Here is a 24,899-nt window from a genome sequence, read left to right as displayed (position 1 = left end):
TTCGGCCTGCGCGGGCGGTTCCCACTATGGAACCGGCCCGGACCCGCGTACACAATGCGGTGGGCCGGAAATCACGGCAAAGGCTGGGGTGAACCGCTCAGCCGCCGAACCAGGGCTCCTCGACCGTCCGCGGCGGCGCTGACGTCCTCCCGACCCGCAGTTCGGTCGGCAGCGTGATCACCTTCGGCCCGACCCGCTCGGCGGAGCTGAGCAGCAGCCGTCCGGCCACCTTGCCCTTCTCCAGCACCGGTTGATGCACCGTCGTGAGGCCGGAGCGTTCCGCCTCGGCGATGCCGTCGAAGCCGGTCACCGTGAGGTCGAGCGGCACTCGCAGCCCGCGTCGCGCGGCCTCGGCCAGCGCGCCGAGTGCGAGGATGTCCGACGTGCACACCAGTGCGGTGACCTGCGGATACGCGTCCAGGAGCTGACGTGCGGCAGAGGCGCCGTCGTCCACCGTGTGGTCGAAGCGCTCGACCACCGGGACGGTCGCCCAGTCGACGCCCGCCGAGGAAAACGCCGTCGCCAGCGCCTCCAGCCGGGTGCGTTGCACGTGGAAGTGCGCGCCGCTCTGGCGTTCGGAAGTCACGAAGTCGTCGTTGCGCTCGCGGCCGAGCCGCATGCAGAGAACGCCGATCTGCCGGTGGCCCAGCGCCACGAGATGGTCGGCGAGCTGGGTGACGGCGGCCGCGTCGTCCGGGCCGACGCGGTCCACGCCCTCGATCCGGGGCTGGTCGATGATCACCGTCGGCACGGGCCGTTCCAGGACGGCCGCGAGATGCGGGTCGTCGTCCGGCACGGAGTACACGACGAACCCGTCCACGCCCGCGCGGTGCACCGCGGCGAGATCCTCGCGACCGGGGCTGGCCGGCACGAGATGCAGGCCGACGCCCGCGTCCTCGCAGGCCAGCGCGAGTCCTTCGAGCACGCCGACGGCGGCCGGGTCGCGGAAGGCGTAGGAGAGGTTCTCGGTCAGCAGCAGCCCGACCGCGCCCGCCTTGCGGGTGCGCAGCGAGCGCGCGACCGGGTCCGGGCCGGGGTAGCCGAGCCGTCGCGCGGTCTCGAGCACCCTGCGGCGCAGTTCGGGGGAGAGCTGATCCGGGCGGTTGTAGGCGTTGGACACGGTGGTCCTGGACACCCCGAGTTCCGCCGCGAGCGACGCCAATGTCGCCTGCCTCCGGGTGCGAATAGGACGGCCCATCCGCAAACCGTAACGGTTCAGATCGTTTTCCAGAAGCGACACCCCTGTGGTGAGCGTCTCGATCCGCTCGGTGATCAAGAGCGCGTGCGGCCACCCGGTGGAGTGAGGCTCGCCGTTCGGATGGGGTAAAGTGAATCTGACAACGGTTTCCATTAGCAGTTCGACCCAGGAGTGCCCGATGACTTCCCGCCGCACCACGAGCGTCCTCGCCGCCGCGTCGGCTCTGGCTGTGTTCGCGCTCGGCGCGTGCTCCAGCACGTCGTCCTCGTCCGGTTCCGGGGCGGGAGGGGGCACGGGCGACCAGGTGAAGGTCGTCGCCTCCACCGATGTCTGGGGCAGCGTCGCGTCCGCCGTCGGAGGCGACAAAGTGCAGGTCACGTCGATCATTCACGATCCATCCGCTGACCCGCACTCGTACGAATCGACCGCCGACGACGCGCTCGCCGCCAAGAAGGCGCAGCTGACGCTGGCGAACGGCGGCGGGTACGACGAGTTCTTCACCAAGCTGTCCGGCGAGGCGGCCTCGGCGAAGAAACTGGTCGCCTACGACATCGCCAAGCCGGGCGAGGAGAACGAGCACGTCTGGTACGACCTGCCGGGCGTCGCGAAGGTCGCCGACCAGGTCGCGGCCGCGCTCGGCGAGATCCAGCCCGCGTCGAAGCAGAAGTTCGACGAGAACGCCAAGACCTTCAAGGGCCAGCTCGACGGCCTGATCAAGAAGGCGTCCGCGCTGGGCACCGCGCACCCGAACACGAAGGTTGTCGTCACCGAACCCGTCGCGCACTACTTGCTGAAGACCGCGAACATCGCCGACGCCACTCCGAAGGCCTTCTCCGACGCGATCGAGAACGAGACCGACGTGCCCGCCGCGGCGGTCTCCGAGTTCACCAAGCTGATCAAGGAGAAGCAGGTGAAGGCGCTGGTCAACAACGTGCAGACGGTCACCCCGCTGACCAAGCAAGCGGTCGCCGACGCGAAGGCGTCCGGGGTCGCGGTGGTCGACGTATCCGAGACGCTCCCGGCGAACGTCACGGGCTACATTGACTGGATGACCAAGGATGTGGACTCGCTGTCGGGGGCTCTGAACAGCTGATGTCCGTCCAGCTTCCGGAAGCCGGCCCCGCGGTCCGCGTGCGCGGGGCCGGGCTCGCCTTCGGCGACCGCACCCTCTGGTCCGGTTTGGACCTCGATGTCGAGCCGGGCGAATTCCTGGCCGTCCTCGGTCCGAACGGTTCCGGCAAGAGCAGCTTCCTCAAGGCGCTGCTGGGGATGCAGTCGCTGTCGGCGGGCACGGTGGAAATCGCGGGCGGGCGTCCGGGAGGGGTGAACCGCAAGGTCGGCTACATCCCGCAGCAGCGCGCGATCGACGATTCGCTCACGCTGCGCGGCGTCGACCTGGTCGGGCTGGGACTCGATGGCCACCGCTGGGGTCCAGGCCTGGCCGGAATGCGGGCACGGAAACGCCGCGTGGCGTCGGTAATCGAATCCGTCGGCGGCACGCGCTACGCGAAACAGCCAGTCGGCCGCTTGTCCGGCGGCGAGCAGCAACGACTGCGAGTGGCGCAGGCATTGGTCGGCGACCCGACGGTGCTGTTGTGCGACGAACCGCTGCTGTCGCTCGACCTGGCACACCAGCGCGCGGTCAGCGAACTGATCGACGCGCGCCGGCGCGAGGCCGGGTCCGCGGTGCTGTTCGTGACCCACGAGATCAACCCGGTCCTGCAGTTCGTCGACCGCGTGCTGTACCTGGTGAACGGCCAGTTCCGGATCGGCAAGCCGGACGAGGTGATGACCTCGGAGACGCTGTCGGATCTGTACGGAACGAAGATCGAGGTGCTGCGCGTCGGCGGGCAGATTCACATCGCCGGTGCGCAGAGCGCGCTGTGCGAGGACGAACCGCATCACCACGAGCAGGAAGCAGTGGGCTGAGCCTTGGACGGCATGTTCGACTTCGCCAAGACGTGGGAGCTGATCTCGGAACTGGACAGCGTCCGCATCGCCCTGATCGCGGCCGCGGTGCTCGGCTTACTCGCCGGGATGCTCGGCCCGCTGATCGTGATGCGCCGCATGTCCTTCGCGGTGCACGGAACGTCCGAACTGGCCTTCACCGGCGCGGCCGGTGCCCTGTTGCTGGGCGTCGGAGTGGAATACGGCGCACTGGCCGGCGCCGTCGCCGCCGCGCTGTTGCTGGGAATCCTGGGAATCCGCGACGCCGACCGCGATTCGGTGATCGGCGTGATCCTGTCCTTCGGTCTGGGCATGGGCGTCCTGCTGCTGTCGTTCTACAAAGGACGGTCAGCGAACAAGTTCGGCATTCTCACCGGCCAGATCATCACCGTGGACAGCACGAACTTGACCGCCTTGGTGATCTCCGCCGCGGCGGTGCTGGCGGTGCTGGCGATGATCTACCGCCCGCTCCTGTTCGCCAGCGTCGACCGCTCGGTGGCCGAGGCGCGCGGGGTCCCGGTCAAGACGCTGACGGTGCTGTTTTCCCTGCTGGTCGGTGTCGCGACGGCGCTGAGCGTGCAGGTGGTCGGGTCGCTCCTGGTGGTCGCCCTGATGGTGACCCCCGCCGCGGCCGCCGCCCGGGTGACGGCCAGCCCCTTGCGCGCCACGGTGCTGTCGGTGGTATTCGCGGAGGTCGCCGCACTGGGCGGAATCGTCTTGTCGCTCGCCCCGGGGCTGCCGGTGAGTGCGTTCGTGACTTCGATTTCGTTCTTGATTTATCTGGTGTGCCGAGTGATCGCGTGGGTCCGCGACCGGCGACGCGGAGTGCGGACTAGTCCAGTGGAAGCGGCCCCGGTCCCGGTCGGTTAGCCGTAGCCGTACCCGACTTGAAGAAACGCTTACGCCCCACGTCTCCGACGAGCTCCTTGGTGTGCCGCCATCACCGAATCCGCTACCGGATCGGATGCTGCGCCAACGCCGTCTTCACCGCTGCGATAAAGCCCTCATCCGTGAACGGCACCAACCCGCCAGCCACATTCCGCTCCACCGCCTGCAGCACCACCACGTGCGAGTTCACGAACTGGTCAACCGCCTGCGACTGCGGCGTCTTGTCCGTCGAATACGCCAAATACGTGAGGTTCGTGAACGCCGCCTCCAGGTACCGCGACGACGCGAGGCTGAACGAGTCCCCGTAAACCAGGGTCGGCTGGTCGATCGTGCCGACGATCGGCGGGGCCGAGCGGTGCACCGGCTGGTCGATGCTGCCGATGAATTCCCCCGCGCGGTCGGTGACGCCGTCCGGGCGCAGGTTGTAGCGGGTGTTCGTCTTGACGCCGGTTTGGCCGAGCAGCAGCGGCAGGTCCGCGACCGCGTCGTACTGGCCGTCCGGGGCGCTCAGCCAGCTGTTCGTCGCGCCCGGCTTGATCGTGTCGGCGAGTGCGCGCGTGAGGACGAGGCCGCCTTCGTCGCGCCAGTGCGTGTCGTTGGGGGCGTAGATCGGGTGGCCGACCCTGGCCGCTTCGGCGGCGAGTTGCGGGCGCAGGTCGAGCGAGTGGCCTTCGGTGGTGATCTTATACCAGTCGTTCGGCGAGGCGGCCTGCGAACATTCCTTGCCCGGGTAACTCGCGGGCAGGAACTGCGGCACCATCGTCGTCTTGTCCGGCGTCACCACGAACACGAACTTCCGCCCGGACGCTTCGACCGCCGCGCGCAGTTCGTCGATCCGCTTCATCGTGGTGTCGATGTCCTGGGTCGGCGTGCACTTCGCTTCGGAGTCGTAGCCGTAGTACAGCCAGCCGTCGGTGCCCTGCACGACCTTGCGGTATCCGGCCTGGCTGGAACCCGGTCCGCTCGGCGTCGACGGGCCGGTGTTCGGCGCGCCCGGCTGCTGCAGCGGCGGGGCCGGGATCGGGCCGGAGTTCGACGCGGAACCCTGGTCGAGCGGGGCTGCTTCGCCGAAGACGCCCTCGCTGATCCCGTTCGCCGCGTTGATCGCGCCGGCCCGGAACGACAGCTGGTCGGTCGCCCATTTGGGGAGGTTGGTGAAGAACTTGAAGCCTTCGCCAAGGCTGGGGAACCCGGCGAGCTTGTGGTTTTCGATCTCGCTCGGCCGGACCCCGACGACCCACAGCAGGGTCGGCGTCACGAAGAACAACAGGGCGCTGACCAGCGCGGTCAGCTGCCGTTTGCCGTGCCGCGGGCGATGCAGCGCGTGCTCGCGGGGCAGGTAGGCCTCGTGGACTGCGGGCAGCTGCGGTGGCTCGGACACGTCACTGAGGTTAGCCAGTTCGAGTGAGCCCGGCGCGAACAACCGCCGAAAAGTCAGCCGAGCATGAGGAGGACTTGCAACTCGCCGACGAGGAACCCGATCACGCCGCCGACCGCGATCAGCTTCCACTCGTCCTGCCGGAACGCCGGCCGCAGCAAGCCCTCGAACTCCAGCGGCGTCAGCGCGAGCATCCGCTGCTCCACCATCTTCGCCACGTCCATCGCCTCGGTCAGGTACCCCTCGGCGTATCGCGCGGTCAACGGCATCTCGGCCAGCGCCCGCTGCGCCGCGGCGTGCTTCATCTCCTGCAGCCGCTGCGCCCCGACGGCGAGCGCGACCACCGGTTTCGCGGCGCTGACCTGCGCGTCCACTGCGTGCCCGACAGCGCGTTCGACCATCGCCACGAGCCGGTCCGACTTCGGGCCGCGCAGCAAGGCATCGAGCAGATTCGGGACGGTCAGCACCTCGTTGGCGACCAGCTCGCCGTACTGCCGGGCGACCTCGGCGCGCCGCCGCTGGAACTTGCCTTGCAGGATGACCCGGCCCAGCCGCACCGGCTCGCGCGGCAGGAAGATCATCTTGATCGCCAGCCAGTCGGTGAACAGCCCGATCGCGCCGCCGAAGATCGGCAGCACCAGCGGCTGCCGGGTGAACGCCCACACCAGGGCCTGGACCAGGCCGAGCACGAAGCCGAAGACGATCCCGGCGCGCGCGATGAACGTCATCTCCGGCCGGGACGTCTCGCGGATCAGCCGGACCAGCAGCGCGCGGTCGCGGGTGAGCCGTTCGACGGTCATGTGCCGGACGTCGAGGACCTCGTCCAGGTTGTCGCGGACCTCGTCCAGGAACTCCCGCACCAACTGCGGCGTGCTTGCCTGCACCTGCTTGATCAGCAGTTCCTGGGCGAGCGTGGGCATGACCTCCCACAGCCGCGGATGATGCTGTTCGAGCACGTCGCGGGCGATCCCGTCGACCGCGCGCAGCAGCGGCTGCTCGAGTTCGCGGGTGATGATCACCGGGTCGACGCGGGCGAAGACCTCCTCGATGTCGAGCAGGTTCGCGGTGAGCAGGTCGGTCGCGATCGCGGCCATCCGGCCGCCGTGCTTCGGCACCACGCCCTGCCAGCCGAGGAACGGCCGGATGCCGACGAATTCGAGCGGACGGAACATCATCTCGATCGCGACGCGTTTGGTGACGTAGCCGATCAGCGCGGCGACGAACGGCATCGAGACGTACACCGGCCAGTGCCGCGCGAGGTCGTCCAGCACCGCGTTCACCGGGTCTCCCTCCCCCGTTCCGGAAGGAAACCGTATCGCGTGCGCGGGCTAACCGAGGAGCAGCAACGCCTGCAGTTCGCCGACGAGCCCGCCGATCACCGCGCCGACCGCGATCAGCTTCCATTCGTCCTGCCGGAACGCGGGCCGCAGCAGCTGCTCGAACTCGAGCGGGCTGAGCCGGCGCATCCGGTCCACGATCGTGTTGCGGACGTCGAGCGCGTTGATCGCGTACGTCTCCGCGTGCCGGATCGTGTCCGGCACCCGCTCGGCGGCCTTCGCGGCGGCGACCTGCTTCATTTCCTGGAACCGCTTCGTGCCGACCGCGATCGCGACGAACGGCTTCACGACGCTGGCCTGCGCGTCGATCGTCTTCTGCACCTCGCGGCTGATCAGCGAGAAGAGCCGGTCCGATTTCGGCCCGCGCAGCACGGCTTCCAGCAGATTCGGCACGGTGATGATCTCGCGCGCGATCATGTCGCCGTAGTCGGCGGCCACCTCGTCGCGGCGTTTCTGGAACACGCCCTGCCAGTTGTAGAAGCCGAAGAACCGTTTCGGCTCGCGCGGCAGGAAGATCATTTTGAGCGCGAGCCAGTCGGTCAGCCAGCCGATTCCGAGCCCGAACAGCGGCAGCACGATCGGCGACTTCGTCAGCGACCACACCAGCAGCTGCACGCAGCCGAGAATGAACCCGAACCAGAGGCCCGAGCGCGCGATGAACCGCATTTCCGGCCGCGAGATGTCGCGGATCAGCCGGTTGAGCAAAGCCTTGTCGCGCACCAGGTTCGTGACGACCATGTGCTTGAGGTCGAGCACGTCCTCGATGTTCTGGGAAATCTCGCGCATGATCTTCGTGATCGCGCGCGGCGCCTCGGCCTGCACGCGTTTCAGCAGCAGTTGCTGCGCGCCGGACGGCAGCATTTCCCACAGCCGCGGCTGGTAGGTCTCCATCACCTCGCGGGTGACGTCCTCGACCACGCGCAGCAGCGGCTGTTCGATCTCCTTCGCGACCTGCTCCGGGTCGAGCCGGGCGAAGATCTCCTTCGGGTCGACGAGGTTGGTGGTGAGCATTTCGGTCGCGGTCGTCGCCATCCGCTCGGCGTTCGCGGGCAGCACGCCCTGCCAGCCGAGGAAGGGCCGCAGGCCGACGAATTCGAGCGGCCGGAACATCATCTCGATGGCGACGCGCTTGGTGACGTAGCCGATCAGCGCCGCGATGAACGGCATGGAGACGTACACCGGCCAGTGCTCGGCGAATGTGTGCACGCGCGTCCCCTCCGTGTTGCCTACGGAACGGTAACCCGCGCGTCATTCCGCATCCTCCCCACCACCGCCCTCAACGGACGGCAGAGCCGCGGATTATCCCAAGAAGAGCAGCACCTGCAGTTCGCCGACGAGGCCGCCGATGACCGCGCCGACCGCGATCAGTTTCCATTCGTCCTGTTTGAACGCCGGCCGGAGAATGCCCTCGAACTCCAGGGGCGTCAGCTGCTGCATCTTCTCGACGATGGTGTTGCGGACGTCGAGCGCGTCGGTCGCATAACTCTCGACGTGCTTCACGGTCTCCGGCAGATACGCGATGGCCTTCTCCGCCGCGGCCTGCTTCATCTGCTGGTACTCACGCCCGCCGACCGCCAGCGCGACCAGCGGTTTCGCCAGGCCCGCCTGCGCGTCGACGGTCCGCTGGACCTCCCGCGTGACAAGCGCGAACAGCTTGTCCGCCCGCGGCCCGGTGAGGACGGCTTCCAGCACGTTCCCCGCGGTGAGGACTTCCTCCGCGATCAACGCGCCGTAGTCCGCGGCGACCTGCGCGCGGCGTTTCTGGAACATGCCCTGCCAGGTGAAGAACAAGAACCGGCGCGGCTGGCGAGGGTAGAAGATCATTTTGAGCGCGAGCCAGTCCGTGACGAAGCCCGTGACGAAACCGAAGACCGGCATGATCACCGGTTGTTTCGTGAGCGCCCACGCGATGAGCTGGACGAGCCCGATGACGAATCCGAAGCCGATTCCGCTGCGCGCGATGAACCGGAACTCGGGCGCGGCGACCTCGCGGATCAGCCGGCAGGTGAGCGATTTGTCCCGGACCATGGCGTTGATCAGCATGTCGTTGACGTCGAGCACTTCGTCCACATTCGACGCCACTTCCCGCATCAGCCGCTTCACGACGACGGGCGCCTGCGCGCGGACGCGGTCCACCAGCAGTTGCTGCGCGCGAGCGGGCAGCATTTCCCACAACCGCGGCTGGTAGGTCTCGAACACCTCGCGGGTGACCTCGTCGACCGCCTTCAGCAGCGGTTCTTCCAGCTGCGCGACCATTTCCTCCGGATCGAGCCGGGCGAAGACCTCGCGTGGGTCGAGGAGGTTTTTGGTCAGCAGGTCGACCGCGGTGGTGGCCATCCGCCGGGAGTTGGCCGGGATGACGCCCTGCCAGCCGAGGAAGGGCCGGATGCCGCGGAACTCGAGCGGCCGGAACATCATCTCGATCGCGACGCGTTTGGTCAGGTAGCCGATGAGCGCCGCGATGAACGGCATGGTCGCGTACACGTGCCAGTGCGCGGCCAGGTCGGCGGCGATGGCTGAAAGGTCCATGCGTCTGCCCCGTTCGCCCGCGCGGTACGTCGGGGGACAGGATGCCATGCGTGACGTCGGGTTTCGCGCTTCGTAATACAGCCGTTTGGCGGTACGTGCCGCAGGTGCCCGGATCACTAAGGTGGCCCGATGGTCGCGCCCGAGAAGCCGCAGCACCCCGCCTTTGCTGTTACCCGGAAGGGATACGACCCGCACCAGGTCGACACCCGCATCGCCCAGCTGACCAGCGAACTCAAGACGACCTCCCACGGCCGCGACGAGGCGGTGGCCACCGCTGGCGAGCTCACGAAGGCCCTGACGACAGCCCAGTCGGAGCTGTCCGAGGCGAAGGCCGCACTGGTCCGAGTCACCTCGAGCCCGGCCGGTGCCGGCGCGATCTCCGAGCGCGTGCGGATGATGGTGCAGCTGGCCGAGGAGGAAATCGCCGACCTGCGCCGCTCCGCGGAAGCGGACGCGTCCTCGACGCGTACTGAAGCGGACCGCTACGCCCACGAAACCCAACGGGCAGCGGACAAAGCGGCCAAAGAAGCGGAAGCGGAACGCCAGCGTTTGCTAGCGGAGACCCACGCCGCTTTGGCCGCACGCTCGGAGGCCCTGGACGCCCGCGTCGCGGCTGCGGAGCAGGACCTGGCTGCGCGACAAGCGGATCTGGAGTCCCGGATCGCCGCCGCGGAAGCGGACATCGCGAGCCGGACGGCCGCAGCGGACGAGGAGATCGCGACCCGCCTGGCGGACTTGGAAGCGCGACTGAAGGCAGGAAACGAAGACATCGCGACGCGGACTGCGGCTGCCGACGCGGATATCGCAAGCCGGACGGCCGCAGCCGATTCGGATATCGGGACCCGCACCGCGGCAGCCGATGAGGACATTTCCACGCGCACCGCCGCGGCGAACGAAGACATCGCCACCCGGACCGCAGCGGCTGATTCGGAGATCGCGACCCGCCTGGCCGCAGCAGAAGAAGACATCGCGACGCGCACTGCGGCCGCCGACGCGGATATCGCCACCCGGACCGCAGCGGCCAATGAGGACATCACCACCCGCACGGCTGCGGCCGACGCCGAAATCGCGTCGCGCACCGAAGCCGCCGACCGCGCCCGCGCCGAGGCAGACCAGGCTTCCGCAGCAGCCCGCGCCGAAGCCGATCAGGCAGCCTTGACTGCCCGCACCCAGGCCGACGAGGCAGCCGCCGAAGCCCGCACCCAGGCCGACGAGGCAGCCGCCGAAGCCCGCGCCAAGGCGGATGCGGAAGCCCAGCACGCCCGCCTATCCGCCGACGCCGAAGCCCGCCGCATCCGCGACGAGAAGGACGCCGAAGCCCTCCGCATTCGCACCGAAGCCGACGAAGCCGCCGCCCAGTCCCGCGCCGAGGCAGACGCCGCAGCCGAAGCCGCCCGCCAAGCCGCCGACGAGGAATCCGCCCGACGCCGCGCCGAAGCCGACGCCGCTGCCGAAGCCGCCGCCGCCCAAGCCCGAGCCGAGGCCGACCGTCGAGCGTCGGAAGAGATCGCCATCAAGAAGGCACAGGCAGAGACTGCCCTCGCCGACGCTCTCCAAAAGCAAACCGAAGCCACCGAATCCCGCACCCTGGCCCTGGACCTGCGCACCAAGGTCGCGGACCGGATCGCTGCGACCAACGAAGCCGTCCAGGAGGCGTTGCGCTTCCTCGGCTCGCAGGAGGAGGACGCTGTTTCCGCTCCTCCGCAAGCCTCCGCCTCGTCGCCGACGGATGCTCCTTCGGGAACTGCCGCTCCGGGGCAGACCTCGACGTCTTCATCGGCTGACGCACCTTCCCAGCCATCAACCACGTCACCGACCGACGCCCCTTCAGCAACCGGCTCGTCCGCACCGGCTTTGCCCCAGCCGACCCCGCGCCCAGACACCCAGTCGTCCGCGGGGCCGCAACAAACGGCAAAGTCCTCCGAACCGCCGACCCCTCGCAGCAACGGCAACGGCCGCCGCCCCGGCCGCCCGCGCGCAGGTCGCAGCTAACCGCCTCGACCGCACCGTCCGAACCAGCCCAGCCGTCTCGACTAGCCCAGCTCGCGAGCGACCGGGCTGGCTTCGCCCGCGCCCTTGCCCTTGGCTCTGGCCCGCCAGTTTGCTGGCGTGGTCGGGTTGGTTCGGTTTCGGCGTGCGAGTTTGCTGGCGTGGTCGGGTTGGTTCGGCCTCGGCGTGCGAGTTTGCTGACTTCGCCGCGCTGCCTCGGCTTCGGCGTGCGGGCCTGCTGGCGTGGCCGGGTTGGCTCGGCCTCGGCTGCGAATCCGCTGGCGTCGCCGCTCTAGCTCGGCCTCGGCCTGCAGACCTCCGGACTTCGCCGCGCTGATGGCTCGTTCAGTTGCTGGTCGCGCAAGGATCCGAGCTCGCTGCTCTCGTTGGCGGTTGGGCGAGCTCGTCGGCGACGAGAATCGCCAGTTTGCTGGCCGGACTGCCAGACCGGCCTCGCACCTTCCAGGGAATCGACCTGTCCCGTCTCAACCGACCGGCAGCGCCCACGATCGGGTCCAAGTCCCAGTCAGCCGCGCAAAATCCCCAGCAGCATCACCCCGCGGCCACCGTGAACAGCTCTTCGTCAATCCAGCCACGATCCCGCAGCTCTCGGCAAAACCGTTGGTACGAAGCCAACATCGCCGCCGACTCACCGGGCACGGGCTCAATCAACGACCCCACCGGCATTCCCTTGCACACCGCACTCAGCCCACCCGACGTGCACCCCGCCGCCGCGAGGAGTGCTGCGCCGTAGCCCGTTTCTGCTTGCGGTGCGACTTGCAACCCAAGCCCGCTCACCGTGGCCCGGATCTGCGTCCACAAAGGACTCTTGCTGCCACCGCCGGCGGCAAGGAGCGGTTCGCGGACCGGGACCCCCAGACGCCGCAAATGGTCCAGGGCGAGTCGTTCCAGGAAGGCGACCCCTTCCAATCGTGCCCGGTGCAGCTCGACGTCGTCGGTTGGAGTGCCGAGGACGAAACCCTCGGCGTCACCATGGGCGAAGGGAAAACGTTCTCCCTTGCGCCGCAACGGGAAAGCCACGACCTCGGCCGGACCGTGCGCAGCAGCGGCGGCATCCAACTCGGCTAGCCGCGGACTGTCCGAAACGGACTCGCCGCCGGTGTTCGACGCACCGCCTGGCAGCCACCAGCCGTCTGGATGCCGGTGGCTGTACATGACTCCGGTGGGATCCGGCACGAGCGATTCCGTAACACCCTTCAGGACATAGGTGGTTCCGAGGATTCCCACAAATCGCCCTGGTTCGACCGCGCCTGCGGCGAGTTGTCCGGCGCATCCGTCTGTCATGCCTGCCACCACGAGACATCCGGCAGGCAACCCGGCGACCGGCACCGAGATTTCGCCGAGCACGCTCGTCGGTGCGACCACCGGCGGCAGCATTCCGTCTGGGACGCCCAGACCGGCGAATACTTCGGACGGCCATTCCCCAGCCAACGGGTCGTAACCGCTTTTGAGTGCGTGCGACCAATCCGCTGCGACCGGATGTCCGGTCAGTTTCGCCGCGATCATCTCCGGCGTGTGCCGGACGGTGACCGCCTCGGTGTGCTCGGCCAGCCAGGCGATCCGGCCGAGTGCCGCGGTCGGCGAGACGCTCGAACCCAGTTTCTGCCACCGTCCGGCGCCGAGTTCGACGGCTTTCGCGTTGTAGTCCGCTCCGCGCCGGTCGTCGTACATCAACGCGGGCGTCACCGGTTCGCCCGCGGCGTCGACTCCGACGATCGTTCCGGATGTCGCCGCGATCGCCACCGCCGAGACTTCCGCGCCGCGGCCGGGCAGCGCGGCCGTGACCTCGTTCAGCACCGAACCGACCGCGGGCCACCACGCCGACGGATCCTGTTCGCTGCGGCCACCGTCCGCGCGCACCGGTGCCGGCAGCGACGCCGATGCGGTGGCGAGGACCGAGCCGTCGCGCACCGCGAAGGCGCGAACCCCCGCGGTGGCGACGTCGATGCCGACCGAGACCTGCTCGTTCACGCCGTGCTGACCCTTTCTTCGACATCTTGCAAGCTGCCGTCGCTCGCGAGTGCCTTCTCGGTTTCCTCAGGGAGCTTCAGGAATCGCACCAGCACCGCGGCCACCAGATACAGCGCGGCGAAGATGATGACGACTCCGGCGGCACCGGCCGGTCCGAGGAACAGCGACACGATCGCCGGTCCGACGAACGCCGCCGCGCCCGCGCCGAGGTTCAGCAGGGCCATCGCGCCGCCCTTGTGCTCCGGGGCCAGCGACGGCAGCAACGCGGAGATCGGCACGAACCCGGCGAGCGTCGCACCGTAGAGCGCGCCGACGATCAGCGCGAGCCAGTAGTACTGCGAGCCCATCGCGACCGGCACGAAGTACAGCAGCAGGATCGAGATCGCGCAGCCGATCGCGCCGAACCAGAAAATCGTGGTGCGCCAGCCGATCCGGTCGCTCAGCACGCCGAAGATCAGGTTGAAGAAGATGTTCGTCCCGTAGATCACCGACACAAGCAGCAGCCAGCGGCTTTCCCCGAATCCGATCTGGGAGATGAAGATCGTCGGGAAGAACACGAGCATGCCGAATTCGGGTGCGGTGTTGATGACCCGCACGATCATGCCGACCCCGACCCGCGGCTTCTTCCACGCGATCGAGACGCTGGAAACGAGGCTCTGCACCGGTTTCACGTCCGGCGGCGCGAGCCTGCGGTACCCCGTGCGCTGCCGGACGCCGAACACTGCCACGATCCCGCCGACGCCGAGCAGCACGACCGCCACCCACAGCGTGCCGTAGTGGCCGAACAGCGGATTGGTGAAGCTGGCGACGAGCGCGCCGAGCGTGGGCAGGCCGCCGGTGAAGGCGAAGTAGAACCAGCCGACCGCCGCGCCGAGCCGGGCGACCGGGGCTACCGCGGTGATCCACACCAGGAACCCGAACGCGAACATCGGATAGCCGAATCCGCGGATGCCGTAGCAGATCAGCATCGCCGCGTAGTTCCCGCCGGCGAGGCCGATCGTCAGGAACAGCGCGTCGAACACCAGCCAGATGACCAGGCCGATGATCATGACCCGCCGCGGGCCCCACAGTTCGGACAGTGCGCCCGACAGCCACGACGCGAGCATCACCGCGACGCCGTACACGGTGATCACGTACGACGCCTTGATTTCCGTACCCGCGCCGTTGTCCGCCATGTACGGCGCGATGAAACCGGATTCCACTCCGTCGCCGATCATGAACAGGAGCAGTCCGACATACCCGAGGAACAGGGGTGCGGGCAGCCCCCATTTCGTGAGCAAGCGCCCGAAGCCCGACTTGGGCAACTCCGCTGTTGCCGACTCGTTCATACACGCCTCCATGACGTCGAGATCCAACGTATCATGGACTGTGTGAACTTCGCACGCAAGAGTGTTATGAAGTCGATCAGTTCTCAGGGTCTTCGGCGACCTGCACCTCGACCCGGCTGCGCATCTCGTCGACGTAGTGCGGATCGGCACCCTCGTCCACGATCAGCAGGTCGTAGTCGTCCAGCGGCGCGAGCCGGTGCAGTGCCGTGCGCTTCATCTTGCTGTGGTCCATCAGCAGCACCTTGTGCCGCGCGGCGGCCAGCATGGCCCGCTTGATCATCACGATCTCGGGCTCCTGGTGGAAGCTCATCGACGTGCTCATCGCCGAGGTGGACACGAACGCGATGTCCACCGAGAGCCGTTCGATCGACTCGATGCTCTGCATGCCGAGGAACGAATCGTGGGTGGGCGAGTAGTCGCCGCCGATGCAGATCAGCCGCAGTTCGTGCACGTTCTTGAGCACGTCGATCGCGGCGAGGTAGTTCGTGGCCACGGTCAGCGGCGTCACTTCGACCAGGAGCCTGGCCAGCGCGAGCGCGCTGGTGGAATCGTCGAGCAGCACCGACATGCCCGGCTCGACCTGCTCCACCGCGTGCATCGCGATCACCCGTTTGGCGTCGACGTGCGCGTTCATCCGGTATTCGGCGTTGCTCTCGAACACCGTCGACGGCATCGCCGAGACCCCGCCGCGGTACTTGCGGACCAGGCCGCGCCGGGACAGTTCGTCGATGTCCCGGTGCACCGTCATCATGCTGACGCCGAGCAGGTCGACGAGCTCGCCGATGGTCGCCGAACCCTGCCGGAACACGTGCTCGGTCAGCTTCTGCTGACGGTTCTCGCGGGGATGGGCGGCAGGCTTTTCGCTCGACATGCCGTGATTATCGCGGTTCCACTGGGAGGTTGAATCGCACCAGGGCAGTTCGGTCACCGCTCACCTCCAGTTCGGTGACGGCCGCGTTGTCCAGGCGGGGAAACACGCTGCGGTAGCGGGACAGCGGGATGCCGAGCAGCTCGCAGAGGGTGAGCCGCAACAGCGTGTTGTGCGCGACGACCAGTGCGGTTCCGCTGGTCGCGGCGGCAATCGAGCGGAGCGCGCTGGCCCCGCGCCTGGCCGCTGCGGCCGGATCGTCGGCACCGGGGAACGCGCCGGCGATCGGATCGGCGAGGAAGCGTTCGACCGCGTCGGGATCGGTCTCGCGCACCTCGTCGCGGGTGCGGCCCTCGGCGATGCCGAAATAGGTCTCCCGCAGGTCGGGGATGATTTCCGGGACCAGGTTGAGTGCCTCGGCTGCCGGTTCGATCGTGTGCCGGGCACGTCGTTGCGGCGAACAGAACAGCGCGTCCGGTTTCACCCGGCGGGCGTACGCGGCCAGCGCGTCCGCCTGGCGGATCCCCTCCTCGGTCAGCGCTACCTCGCTGGTGCCCGCGTAGCGGTTCTCCGCGTGCCATTCAGTCTGCCCGTGCCTGGCGAGCAGCAGCCGTGCACCCACTCGTGCCCTCCTTGTGTGAACACCCTTGCGAACTTCTCATCGTCGCTGTTAACTTAACATTGCTCGTGTGAAGCGGGCTCGCTCTCTGAAGGGATCTGGTGGATGACTCTCGACGCGGTGGTGTTCGACCTCGACGGTGTCCTGGTGGAAAGTGAACACCTCTGGGAGGAGAACTGGGTCGCTTTCGCAGCTCGTCACCAGGTCGAGTGGACGGCGGAGGACACGGCCTCGGTGCAAGGCATGAGCGCGCCCGAATGGGCCGGCTATCTCGCCCGGCGGTGCGGGGTGCCGGACCAGGCGGACGAGGTGGAACGCGCGGTGGTCGACGGCATGATCGCCTCGATCGACGCAGGCGAAGCGCCGCTGCTTCCCGGTGCGGGTGCGATGGTGCGTGAGGTCAGCGAGCGGGTCCCGGTCGCGCTCGCGTCGTCGGCGGCCCGCCGGGTGATCGACGCGGTGCTCGAAAAGCATCAGCTCACCGGCGAGTTCACCGCCACGGTGTCCAGCGCCGAGGTCGCGCGGGGCAAGCCGAATCCGGACGTGTACCTGGAGGCGGCGGCCCGGCTCGGCAAATCGGGCAGCGAATGCCTCGGGGTCGAGGACTCCAGCAACGGCATCCGGGCGGCGGCCGCGGCCGGGCTCACCGTGATCGCGCTGCCCAACCCGACGTACCCGCCGAAGCCGGACGCGCTGGAACTGGCCAGCGCGGTGGCCGAGAGCAATGACGACGTCCGACTGAAGCTCCTGGCCTACCTGGCCGGCGAGCCGGTGGCTGCGAGGGACTGAACCATGACCACCTTGGGTTCCCCGGACACGTTCAAGCGGCAGTGGCTCGACGGGTTCGTCACCGCGTACGGCCGCACGGTCCAGAAGGTGCCGGACGCCTACGGCGTCGTCCGCCGCGAGGCCTCGGCGAGCTCGAAGGTCGCGGTCGTGATCGGCGGCGGATGCGGTCACTACCCGGCCTTCGCCGGTCTCGTCGGCCCTGGTCTGGCCGACGGCGCGGTCGTCGGCGACGTGTTCACGAGCCCGAGTGCCGAGCAGGTTTACCGCACGGCTCGGGCGGCGGACAACGGCGCCGGCGTGCTCTTCGGTTTCGGCAACTACCAAGGCGACGTGCTCCACTTCGGACTCGCCGCTCGCAGGCTGGCGGCGGAGGGCATCCCGAGCCGCACCATCCTGGTCACCGACGACATCGCGAGCGGCCCGGCGACCGAACCGGAGCGACGGCGCGGCGTGGCGGGCGATTTCCTCGTCTTCAAGATCGCCGGTGCGGCGGCGGAGCGCGGCTACAGCCTCGACGCGGTGTACGAGGTCGCGGCGAAGGCGAATGCTCGCACGCGGACCTTCGGCGTCGCGTTCGGCGGTTGCACGCTGCCCGGCGCGGACGCGCCCCTGTTCACGGTCGCGGACCAGGAAATGGAGCTGGGCCTCGGAATTCACGGCGAACCGGGCGTCCGCACGGTGGGCCGGTTGTCCGCGGCGGAACTGGCCGACGAATTGGTCGACGGTCTCCTGCCGGAGCTTCCGGAAGGCGATGGCCGCGTGGTCGTGCTGGTGAACGGGCTCGGCCGCACCAAATACGAGGAAATGTTCGTCACCTACACCCGCGTGCACGAACGGCTCGCCCAGGTCGGGCTCAGCCCCGTGCATTCCGAGGTCGGGGAGTTCGTCACCTCGCTCGACATGGCCGGGGTTTCGCTGTCGATCCTGGTGCTGGACGACGAATTGGCCGAGTTGTACGCCGCGCCGTGCGATACCCCGGGCTACCGCACCAGCGGTGCCGAGCTGACCGCGGTCGATCTTGAGTCCACAGTGGACGAATTGCTGACCGAGGAGGCTCCGGGGACCAGCGTGGTCGACCGGGTTCTCACCGCGGCTCTGCGCAGCATCGAGGAAAACGAAGCGGAACTGGGCAGGCTCGACGCGGTGGCCGCGGACGGAGACCACGGGCTCGGCATGACGCGCGGGATGCGCGCCGCCGTCGCTGCCGCGCGGCGCGAGCCGGACACGGTTTCCGGTGCGCTGCTGGCTGCCGGTACGGCGTTCGCCGATGCGGCTGGCGGTGCCTCGGGCGCGTTGTACGGCGTGCTGCTGGCGGAGACCGGTGCCGGTCTGCGCGGTGTCGATGCCGGGGACATCACCACGACAATGCTCGCCGACGCGGTCGACGGTGCGGTGCGCGCGTTCTGCGAGCTGGGCAAGGCCGAACTGGGCGACAAGACAATGCTCGACGCGATCGAGCCGTTCCGGGCCACGCTGCGGGAGCAGTCGGGCTCGGAAGTAGTGCAAGCCTGGCGGAAAGCCGCTGGAGCCGCGGTCGTAGCCGCGCAGGAGACCGCGCACTTGCGTCCGGCGAAGGGGCGCGCTGCGCGGCTGGCGCAACGGAGCGAGGGTCATTCGGACCCGGGTGCGGTGTCGTTCTCGCTGCTGGTCACGGCAGTCGGCGAGGAGCTGGAAAGGAGCGCGGACTGATGCGCATCGTGGTAGCGGCGGACAACGCCGGGGTCGAACTGAAGAATCAGCTGCGCGACCTGCTGCAGGCCGACGAGCGAGTCGCCGAGGTGACCGACCTCGGCGTGCCCGACGCGGCGGACGACCGGGCGTACCCGTTGCTGGGGCTGGCCGCGGCGGAAGCCATCGCTCGCGGCGAAGCGGACCGCGGCGTCCTGGTGTGCGGCACCGGCATCGGCATGGCGATCTCGGCGAACAAGGTGCCCGGCGTGCGGGCGACGGTCGCGCACGACTCGTACTCCGCCGAGCGGTCGATCAAATCGAACGACTGCCAGGTGATCACCTTCGGAGCGCGCGCGATCGGCCCTGAGGTGGCGAAGAAGATCGTGGCCGAATGGGTCGGGTACCGCTTCGATCCCGCCTCGGCCAGCGCGACCAAGGTCGCGCACATCACCGAATACGAGAACGCCCACTGACCAAGGCGTCCGTCGTGGCGCACAATCGGCACAGAGCGAGTGAGGGAGCAGAGTTGCACATTCTCGCTGCGGGAGACCACTTCGTCAGCCCCGGCCTGCTGGCCGGAGCCGTCCGCGCGGAACTCGGCGGCGGCCACGAGGTCGCCGAGCTGACGCTGCCGTGGCCGGTCGAGCCGTTCGGGCCGGTCGGCAACGTGCTGGAGGCGAGCGGTACCGAGGACCAGGTGATCGAGGCACTCGCCGGTGCCGAGGCCGTCGTCACGCAGATGGCCCCGTTCACCAAGAAGGTCTTCGCCGCCGCGCCGGAGCTCAAGCTCGTGTCGGTGTGCCGCGGCGGGCCGGTGAACGTCGACCTCGTCGCCGCCACCGAGGCCGGAGTCGCCGTCACGTACGCGCCGGGACGCAACGCGGGCGCGGCGGCCGAGTTCGCGGTCGGCATGATCCTCGCCGCGATGCGGCGGATCTCGACCTCCTCGGCTGAACTGCTCGCCGGCACCTGGCGCGGCGACTACTACGCGTACGACCAGGCCGGGCTGGAGCTGGGCGGCACCACGGTCGGGCTCGTCGGCTACGGCGCAATCGGGTCCCGGGTCACGAAGGTGCTCGTCGCGTTCGGGGCGAACGTCCTGGTAGCCGACCCCTATGCCGACCGTGCCGCGGTAGCAGCCGACGGCGCGCAGCTCGTCGAGCTTGACGAGCTGCTCCGGCAGAGCCGAGTCGTGAGCCTGCACGCGCGGCTCACTGAGGAAACCCGGCACCTGATCGACGCGAGCAAACTCGCTCTCCTGCCGGAGGGCGCGGTCCTCGTGAACACCGCTCGCGGTGGCCTGCTCGACTACGCGCCGCTGCCCGACGCCCTGCGTTCCGGACAGCTCGGAGCGCTCGCCCTCGACGTTTACGACGTCGAACCGCCGCCGGCGGACTGGGCGCTGCGCGACGCGCCCAACGTCATCGCGACCCCGCATCTCGCCGGCGCGAGCAGGCAGACCGCCGAGCGAGCGGCAGCGATCGTCGCCGCGGAAGTCGGCCGGTACGCCCGCGGCGAGCAGCTGGCCAACCTCGCGAATCCCGAGGTACTGGAGCGGCGGCCGTGATTGTCGGGGTCGACATCGGGACGTCGCTCACCAAAGCCGTGGTGTTCGACGAGGACGGCAGCTCCATCGCGAGCGCATGCACGCCGTCCGAGGTGCACCACCTGCCGGGCGGCCGGGTCGAACAGGATCTCGACCAGGTCGTCGGCACGGTCGCGAAGGTGGTGCGCGAGGTCGCGGCCGCGCTGCCCGAGCCGGTGTCCGCGTTGGCCTTGACCGGACAGGGCGACGGGCTCTGGCTCCGCGACGAAGCAGGCGCCGCGGTGCACCCGGCCATCTCGTGGCTCGACGGCCGGGCGAACACGGTGCTCGCGAAATGGCAGGCCGACGGCGTGACCGCGGAAGTCTTCCGACGCACCGGTTCCGGCATGTTCCCCGGCTGCACCGCGGCCATTATGTCCTATTTGGACACCCATGAACCTGAGGTGCTCGACCGTGCCGCAGTCGCCGGATACTGCGTGGACGCGGTGTTGCAGCGGCTCACCGGCGAGATCACGGTCGACGTTTCGGACGCGTCGCTGCCGTTCCTGAACCCGGCCACCCGCAGCTACGACGACGGTGCGATCGAGGCCTGCGGGCTGGGACATCGCCGGTCGTTGTTCGCGAAACCAGCCCCGGCGAAGTCCGTGTTCCGGCTCGACCGGCGCGGTGCCGAACTGCTCGGGTTGCCGGTCGGATTGCCAGTCACCGCAGGGCCGTTCGACCTGCCAGCCAGCGCGATCGGTGCTGGCGTGCGGAAACCCGGCGACGGCATCCTCACCGCCGGGACCACGCTCGCCTGTCAGGTGCTCACCTCCGACCCGACGTTCGATCCCGAAGCGGAACCCGCGGGCATGTTCCTGTGCACGCCGGACGAGCACGAGTACCTGCACGCGATGCCCGCGATGGTCGGCACGGCAGGCATCGATTGGGCTTGCCAGTTGCTGGGCATCAGCGTCGAGGAAATCGACCCGTTGCTGGCGAACAGCAAGCCGGGCGCTCGCGGGGTCCGCGCGCTGCCGTTCCTTTCGGTATCGGGGGAACGCGCGCCGTTCGTTGACGCCGGAGCACGCGCACAGTTCTCTGGGCTGAGCCTCGAAACCGGCCGGGCCGACCTGGTCCGGGCGCTGTGCGAGTCGATCGCTTACGCCGCAAGGCATTGCTTTGACGCCGCCGGCCTGTCGGGACAGCTCTACGCCTGCGGCGGAGGAGTCCGTTCGCCCGAATGGCTGCAGATTTTCGCCGATGTACTCGGTCGTCCGGTCGTGATCCCGAGCGATCCCGGCGTCGGCGCGCGCGGTGCCGTGCTCACCGCCGCGGACGCGCTCGGAACGCCGTACGATCGGGATCGCTGGGCCGCGAACGCGCGAACGGTCGAGGCCCGGCCCGAAAATGTGGCTGACTACGAGCGCGGTTACGCCGACTACCAGGCTTCCCTGTCTGCCGCGCGCGGACTGTGGAGGCTGTGAATGATCCTGGAGAACGAGCGTGCCGCGGTCTGCGAGTACGCCCGTCGGCTGACCGCGGACGGCTTGGTCGTCGGCACCTCAGGCAACGTGTCGGCGCGGGCTGGCGACCTGGTCGCGGTAACCCCGACCGGCGTTGACTACGCCGCCCTCACTCCCGCCGACATTCCCGTGGTGGACCTCGACGGCAAGATCGCCGACGGTGCGCTGAAGCCGACGAGCGAACTCCCGATGCACCTGGCCGTGTACACCCGCGCCACCGACCCGGAATCCGCCCCGGTGAACGCGGTCGTGCACACGCATTCGGTGCACGCCACCGCAGTGTCCACTTTGGTCACCGAAGTCCCGCCGATCCACTACATGCTCGCGGCAATCGGTCCGACGGCTCGAGTAGCGCCGTACGCGACCTACGGCACCACCGAACTTGCCGATGCGATGCTGCAAGCCCTGGACGATCGCCGAGGTTGCCTCCTGGCCAACCACGGCACGATCACCTATGGCGACTCGCTGGGGAGTGCGTACAGCCGGGCGCAGCAACTGGAATGGGTCTGCCAGGTGTGGCTGACGGCTCGATCCGCCGGTACTCCGGCTCTGTTGCCGCCAGCGGAAATCGAGCACGTGGTGGAGAAACTGAAGGGATACGGTCAGCGATGACTGGCTAGAGCGTGGGCGCGACTTACGGCAGCGGTACGAGCGCTCCCATGCCTGCCCGTACGAACTGGGTCGACAGGCGTTGCGGCAACGGATTCGGGTACAAGATAATCGACGCGAACGGCGACGGCGTGTACCCGGCCCCGCCGTTGCTCTGCAGGTGCACGCTGACGTGGACGTTGCGGTCAGCGGGAATCTCGAACGACACGGTGCCCCAGGAAACGACGTACTGGCGGCCGTCGATTCCCGCGATCGGGATGTACGCACCGGCGTGGAAGATGTGCGTGGAAATGTCGATCATGAGCAATCGCCGCGGGCCGTCGTGCGGGTCGACATACGGGATGACGTTCGGGGTGGACGACAGGTCTGGCGGCTCGGTCGGGTCAGTCATCGGTCCGGGCCTTCCGTCAGGGCGATGAGCGAAGCTTACCCTCGACGGATCGGTCGTCGGGTGCCGAAGGCCGGAGAGTCGCGCGCATCCGGCCGATTCGGCGCAGGATCCGTTCGCGGTTCTTCGCGGCTTTCAGCCAGGCCGGAAGCGTGGCGAGCATGGTCATGAGGCGTAGACCCCCGCCGTCAGCAGGCAACTGCTGCTCCCGAAGCCGAGCGGCGACATAGGCTTCGAGGTAGTCCAGGTGTCGTTCGTTGTAGGCCCACAGCACATGTCCGTCGAAGTCGGCTTGCAGCCACAACGGGTGCTGCAGGAAAGGATCGCGCGCGTTCCCCGGCGGAGCTGGCGCGGGCTGAACGGGATTTCGCGCGTCCTCAGTGTGACCGCAACGGCCGCACACTAGCCGTCTCGGGGCGAACAGGATCCTCTCAGTCGGCGGCGCGCCGGGTACGACGACGACTTTCGCGCAGCGCTCACAACGAGGGCAACGAACCAGCACCTCGTCAGCGGTGAAATCCCATATCCACAGCTGCTGGTCGCGAAACCGCTCCCCGCCGTTGCTGGCTGCCGACCTCATGCGGGAAGCCTGACGTTCGCCTGTCCGGGACGTCAACCGGAATAACGCGGCTCCGCGATCAGAACTGGTAGTACAGGAACGGGCTGAACGTCCCGGTAGCCACCAAGATCGCCGCGTAAACCAGGCCCACCGTCATGACCCCGATGCGCAGTGCGGTCGCTCCGCGGCTTCGGGACGATTCCAGCAGCGGGCCGGTCACCGGATGCGCCGGGAGGATGAACACGATCAGCGCCAGCAGCAGGATCACCAGCCGCTGGTTCGTCAGCGCGCTTTCCACGACGTCGCCGAGGCCGCCGAAATCCGGGATCAGCATGTGGCCGATCATCGACAGCGCATGACCCAGATCGGCTGAGCGGAAGAAGACCCAGCCGAACACGACCAGGATCAGGGTCAGCACGCGGCGGGCGATGCGGGCGACCTGGCCGGCGGGAGCGTCGCCGAGGTGGAAGCGGCGTTCGATGACCAGAAGTGCGCCGTGGTAGCAGCCCCAGATCAGGAACGTCCATTGCGCGCCGTGCCAGAAACCGGTCAGCACGAAGACGATCGACAGGTTCCGGTACGTCTTTCCGGCACCCGAACGGTTGCCGCCCAGCGGGATGTAGACGTAGTCGCGGAACCAGCGGGACAGCGACATGTGCCAGCGGCGCCAGAACTCCGTGATCGTCACCGACGAGTACGGGCGCGCGAAGTTTTCCGGCAGCCGGAAGCCGAGCATGCGGCCGAGGCCGATCGCCATGTCCGAGTAACCCGAGAAGTCGAAGAACAACTGCAGGGTGTAGCCGATCGCGCCGAGCCAGGCCGTCGTGAAGGTCATCTGGTTCGCGGGGGTCGAGAAGCAGGCTTCGACCATCGGGCTGAGCGAGTCGGCGATGATCGACTTCTTGCACAGGCCCAGCGCGAACCTCGGGAAGCCCGCCGCGATGTCGTCCAGCCGGTGCGAACGCCGTTGCGGAAGCTGGTCGGCGATCTCCCGGTAGCGCACGATGGGACCCGCCACCAACTGCGGGAACATCGCGATGTACGCGGCGAACGACACCGGGTTGCGCAGCGCGTGCCGCTCGCCGCGGTAGATGTCCACCACGTACGAGATGTGGTGGAAGGTGTAGAAGGAAATGCCGATCGGCACCACGATGTTCGCGACGCCCAGGTCGCCGCCGAACCAGTGCGCGACGGCGGCGATCTGCTGCGTCGCGAAACCGGCGTACTTCCAGATGACGAGCACGAGGACGTCGAGCGTGATGACGCCGATCAGGATCCGCTTCCGGCGCGTGCCGCGGACGTCCCACGGGCTCGGCTCCAGCGCGGGTCCGGCCAGGAAGTTCACCGCCATGCAGAGCAGCAGCAGGAACAGGTACGGGCCGGCGCCGATCGTGTAGAACAGCAAGCTCGCGACCGCGACGATGCCGTTGCGCCAACTGCGCGGGCACACCAGGACCGCGATCAGCACCGCGGGCATGAAGTACCACAAGAACAGCGGCGAAACGAACGACATCGGTGACGGACCCCCTCGGTTCCGGAGGAGACCTTAGCCCGAGCGGGTGGCTTCGCGGGGCGATGCCCGACGGATCACAGCACGAATCACCGAGGGTGACGGATTTGGGGGGATTTCGCCCTTCGCGACGGGGAAGTGGGCGGGTCGTGGAGCTGCGCCGTGGCTGGGGCGGGGAGTCTCATGGGGCGGGCGGCAGGCCGGGGGCGGCGGCTGGGTGGAAGGGCGGTGGGTGCGCGAGAGGGCAGG

The 24,899-nt window shown here is 68.5% G+C and carries 22 protein-coding genes; 10 read left to right on the top strand and 12 right to left on the bottom strand.

Translation table 11 applies throughout. The annotated features are described in order from the left end of the window. Positions 1-97 precede the first annotated feature (97 nt). Positions 98-1,198 carry a LacI family DNA-binding transcriptional regulator gene (locus tag PUT80_RS26555; protein WP_037809317.1) on the bottom strand — a complete coding sequence of 367 codons (1,101 nt, stop codon included), beginning with the start codon at positions 1,196-1,198 and terminating at the stop codon, positions 98-100. 178 nt (positions 1,199-1,376) lie between these two features. Here PUT80_RS26555 and PUT80_RS26550 point away from each other — a divergent pair, with 178 nt between their 5' ends. From PUT80_RS26550 to PUT80_RS26540, 3 genes are read left to right on the top strand one after another with little or no spacing between them, the layout of a single operon-like run. Further along, positions 1,377-2,291 (top strand): zinc ABC transporter substrate-binding protein, encoded by a 915-nt coding sequence (locus PUT80_RS26550; RefSeq protein ID WP_238603978.1) that lies wholly within the window; start codon positions 1,377-1,379, stop codon positions 2,289-2,291. Then, positions 2,291-3,127, top strand: coding sequence for a metal ABC transporter ATP-binding protein (locus PUT80_RS26545; protein WP_275293871.1), 837 nt, complete (start codon positions 2,291-2,293; stop codon positions 3,125-3,127). The genes PUT80_RS26550 and PUT80_RS26545 overlap by 1 nt, the downstream gene beginning before the upstream one ends. 3 nt (positions 3,128-3,130) lie before the next feature. Then, positions 3,131-4,015, top strand: coding sequence for a metal ABC transporter permease (locus PUT80_RS26540; protein WP_275293870.1), 885 nt, complete (start codon positions 3,131-3,133; stop codon positions 4,013-4,015). A gap of 82 nt (positions 4,016-4,097) precedes the next feature. Here PUT80_RS26540 and PUT80_RS26535 read toward each other — a convergent pair whose 3' ends face one another. The 4 genes from PUT80_RS26535 to PUT80_RS26520 form a co-directional block, all read right to left on the bottom strand. Continuing rightward, complete coding sequence (locus PUT80_RS26535) at positions 4,098-5,414, bottom strand: hypothetical protein (RefSeq protein ID WP_037808193.1); 1,317 nt, start codon at positions 5,412-5,414, stop codon at positions 4,098-4,100. A gap of 53 nt (positions 5,415-5,467) precedes the next feature. Further along, the gene (locus PUT80_RS26530; protein WP_037808190.1) at positions 5,468-6,691 is read right to left on the bottom strand and encodes a DUF445 family protein; all 1,224 of its coding nucleotides are present in this window, start codon (positions 6,689-6,691) and stop codon (positions 5,468-5,470) included. A gap of 48 nt (positions 6,692-6,739) precedes the next feature. After that, positions 6,740-7,915, bottom strand: a complete 1,176-nt coding sequence (locus PUT80_RS26525) for a DUF445 family protein (protein WP_051171477.1) — start codon at positions 7,913-7,915, stop codon at positions 6,740-6,742. Between the two features lie 132 nt (positions 7,916-8,047). Then, complete coding sequence (locus PUT80_RS26520) at positions 8,048-9,277, bottom strand: DUF445 family protein (RefSeq protein WP_275293869.1); 1,230 nt, start codon at positions 9,275-9,277, stop codon at positions 8,048-8,050. Positions 9,278-9,406: 129 nt separating this feature from the next. Here PUT80_RS26520 and PUT80_RS26515 point away from each other — a divergent pair, with 129 nt between their 5' ends. Continuing rightward, the gene (locus tag PUT80_RS26515; protein WP_275293868.1) at positions 9,407-11,269 is read left to right on the top strand and encodes a hypothetical protein; all 1,863 of its coding nucleotides are present in this window, start codon (positions 9,407-9,409) and stop codon (positions 11,267-11,269) included. 549 nt (positions 11,270-11,818) lie between these two features. On the opposite strand, the gene PUT80_RS26510 is transcribed toward PUT80_RS26515, so the two are convergent. From PUT80_RS26510 to PUT80_RS26495, 4 genes are all read right to left on the bottom strand, one after another. Then, positions 11,819-13,258, bottom strand: coding sequence for an FGGY family carbohydrate kinase (locus PUT80_RS26510; RefSeq protein ID WP_275293867.1), 1,440 nt, complete (start codon positions 13,256-13,258; stop codon positions 11,819-11,821). Further along, on the bottom strand, positions 13,255-14,586 hold the full coding sequence (locus PUT80_RS26505; protein ID WP_167754080.1) for an MFS transporter: 1,332 nt from the start codon (positions 14,584-14,586) through the stop codon (positions 13,255-13,257). The genes PUT80_RS26510 and PUT80_RS26505 overlap by 4 nt, the downstream gene beginning before the upstream one ends. Positions 14,587-14,662: 76 nt before the next feature. After that, entirely contained in the window at positions 14,663-15,457 is a 795-nt protein-coding gene (locus PUT80_RS26500) for a DeoR/GlpR family DNA-binding transcription regulator (protein ID WP_037808176.1), read from the bottom strand. A 7-nt stretch (positions 15,458-15,464) separates the two neighbouring features. Then, positions 15,465-16,076: a histidine phosphatase family protein gene (locus PUT80_RS26495; RefSeq protein ID WP_275293866.1), complete on the bottom strand. Its 612-nt coding sequence runs from the start codon at positions 16,074-16,076 to the stop codon at positions 15,465-15,467. Positions 16,077-16,178: 102 nt separating this feature from the next. Between PUT80_RS26495 and PUT80_RS26490 the strand changes: the two genes are divergently transcribed. The 6 genes from PUT80_RS26490 to PUT80_RS26465 are packed head-to-tail and all read left to right on the top strand — an operon-like array spanning position 16,179 to position 22,196. Continuing rightward, positions 16,179-16,862 carry an HAD family phosphatase gene (locus tag PUT80_RS26490; protein ID WP_037808172.1) on the top strand — a complete coding sequence of 228 codons (684 nt, stop codon included), beginning with the start codon at positions 16,179-16,181 and terminating at the stop codon, positions 16,860-16,862. A gap of 3 nt (positions 16,863-16,865) precedes the next feature. Then, complete coding sequence (locus PUT80_RS26485) at positions 16,866-18,551, top strand: dihydroxyacetone kinase family protein (RefSeq protein ID WP_275293865.1); 1,686 nt, start codon at positions 16,866-16,868, stop codon at positions 18,549-18,551. Then, entirely contained in the window at positions 18,551-19,006 is a 456-nt protein-coding gene (locus tag PUT80_RS26480) for a ribose-5-phosphate isomerase (RefSeq protein WP_037808168.1), read from the top strand. Before PUT80_RS26485 ends, PUT80_RS26480 begins: the two co-directional genes overlap by 1 nt. A 53-nt stretch (positions 19,007-19,059) precedes the next feature. Continuing rightward, on the top strand, positions 19,060-20,100 hold the full coding sequence (locus PUT80_RS26475; RefSeq protein ID WP_275293864.1) for a 2-hydroxyacid dehydrogenase: 1,041 nt from the start codon (positions 19,060-19,062) through the stop codon (positions 20,098-20,100). Then, positions 20,097-21,545 carry an FGGY-family carbohydrate kinase gene (locus tag PUT80_RS26470; protein ID WP_275293863.1) on the top strand — a complete coding sequence of 483 codons (1,449 nt, stop codon included), beginning with the start codon at positions 20,097-20,099 and terminating at the stop codon, positions 21,543-21,545. The genes PUT80_RS26475 and PUT80_RS26470 overlap by 4 nt, the downstream gene beginning before the upstream one ends. Beyond that, positions 21,546-22,196, top strand: coding sequence for a class II aldolase/adducin family protein (locus PUT80_RS26465; protein WP_037808161.1), 651 nt, complete (start codon positions 21,546-21,548; stop codon positions 22,194-22,196). A gap of 22 nt (positions 22,197-22,218) precedes the next feature. On the opposite strand, the gene PUT80_RS26460 is transcribed toward PUT80_RS26465, so the two are convergent. From PUT80_RS26460 to PUT80_RS26450, 3 genes are read right to left on the bottom strand one after another with little or no spacing between them, the layout of a single operon-like run. Further along, positions 22,219-22,584: a hypothetical protein gene (locus tag PUT80_RS26460; RefSeq protein WP_037808158.1), complete on the bottom strand. Its 366-nt coding sequence runs from the start codon at positions 22,582-22,584 to the stop codon at positions 22,219-22,221. 16 nt (positions 22,585-22,600) lie between these two features. Beyond that, positions 22,601-23,161, bottom strand: coding sequence for a TFIIB-type zinc ribbon-containing protein (locus PUT80_RS26455; RefSeq protein ID WP_275293862.1), 561 nt, complete (start codon positions 23,159-23,161; stop codon positions 22,601-22,603). Positions 23,162-23,219: 58 nt separating this feature from the next. Next, positions 23,220-24,653, bottom strand: a complete 1,434-nt coding sequence (locus PUT80_RS26450; RefSeq protein ID WP_275293861.1) for an MBOAT family protein — start codon at positions 24,651-24,653, stop codon at positions 23,220-23,222. Between the last annotated feature and the right edge of the window lie 246 nt (positions 24,654-24,899).

Source organism: Amycolatopsis sp. La24 (assembly GCF_029087445.1).
Lineage (GTDB): Bacteria > Actinomycetota > Actinomycetes > Mycobacteriales > Pseudonocardiaceae > Amycolatopsis > Amycolatopsis nivea.
The sequence above is the reverse complement of the archived record's forward strand: the minus strand, read 5'-3'. Positions and strand labels throughout refer to the sequence as shown.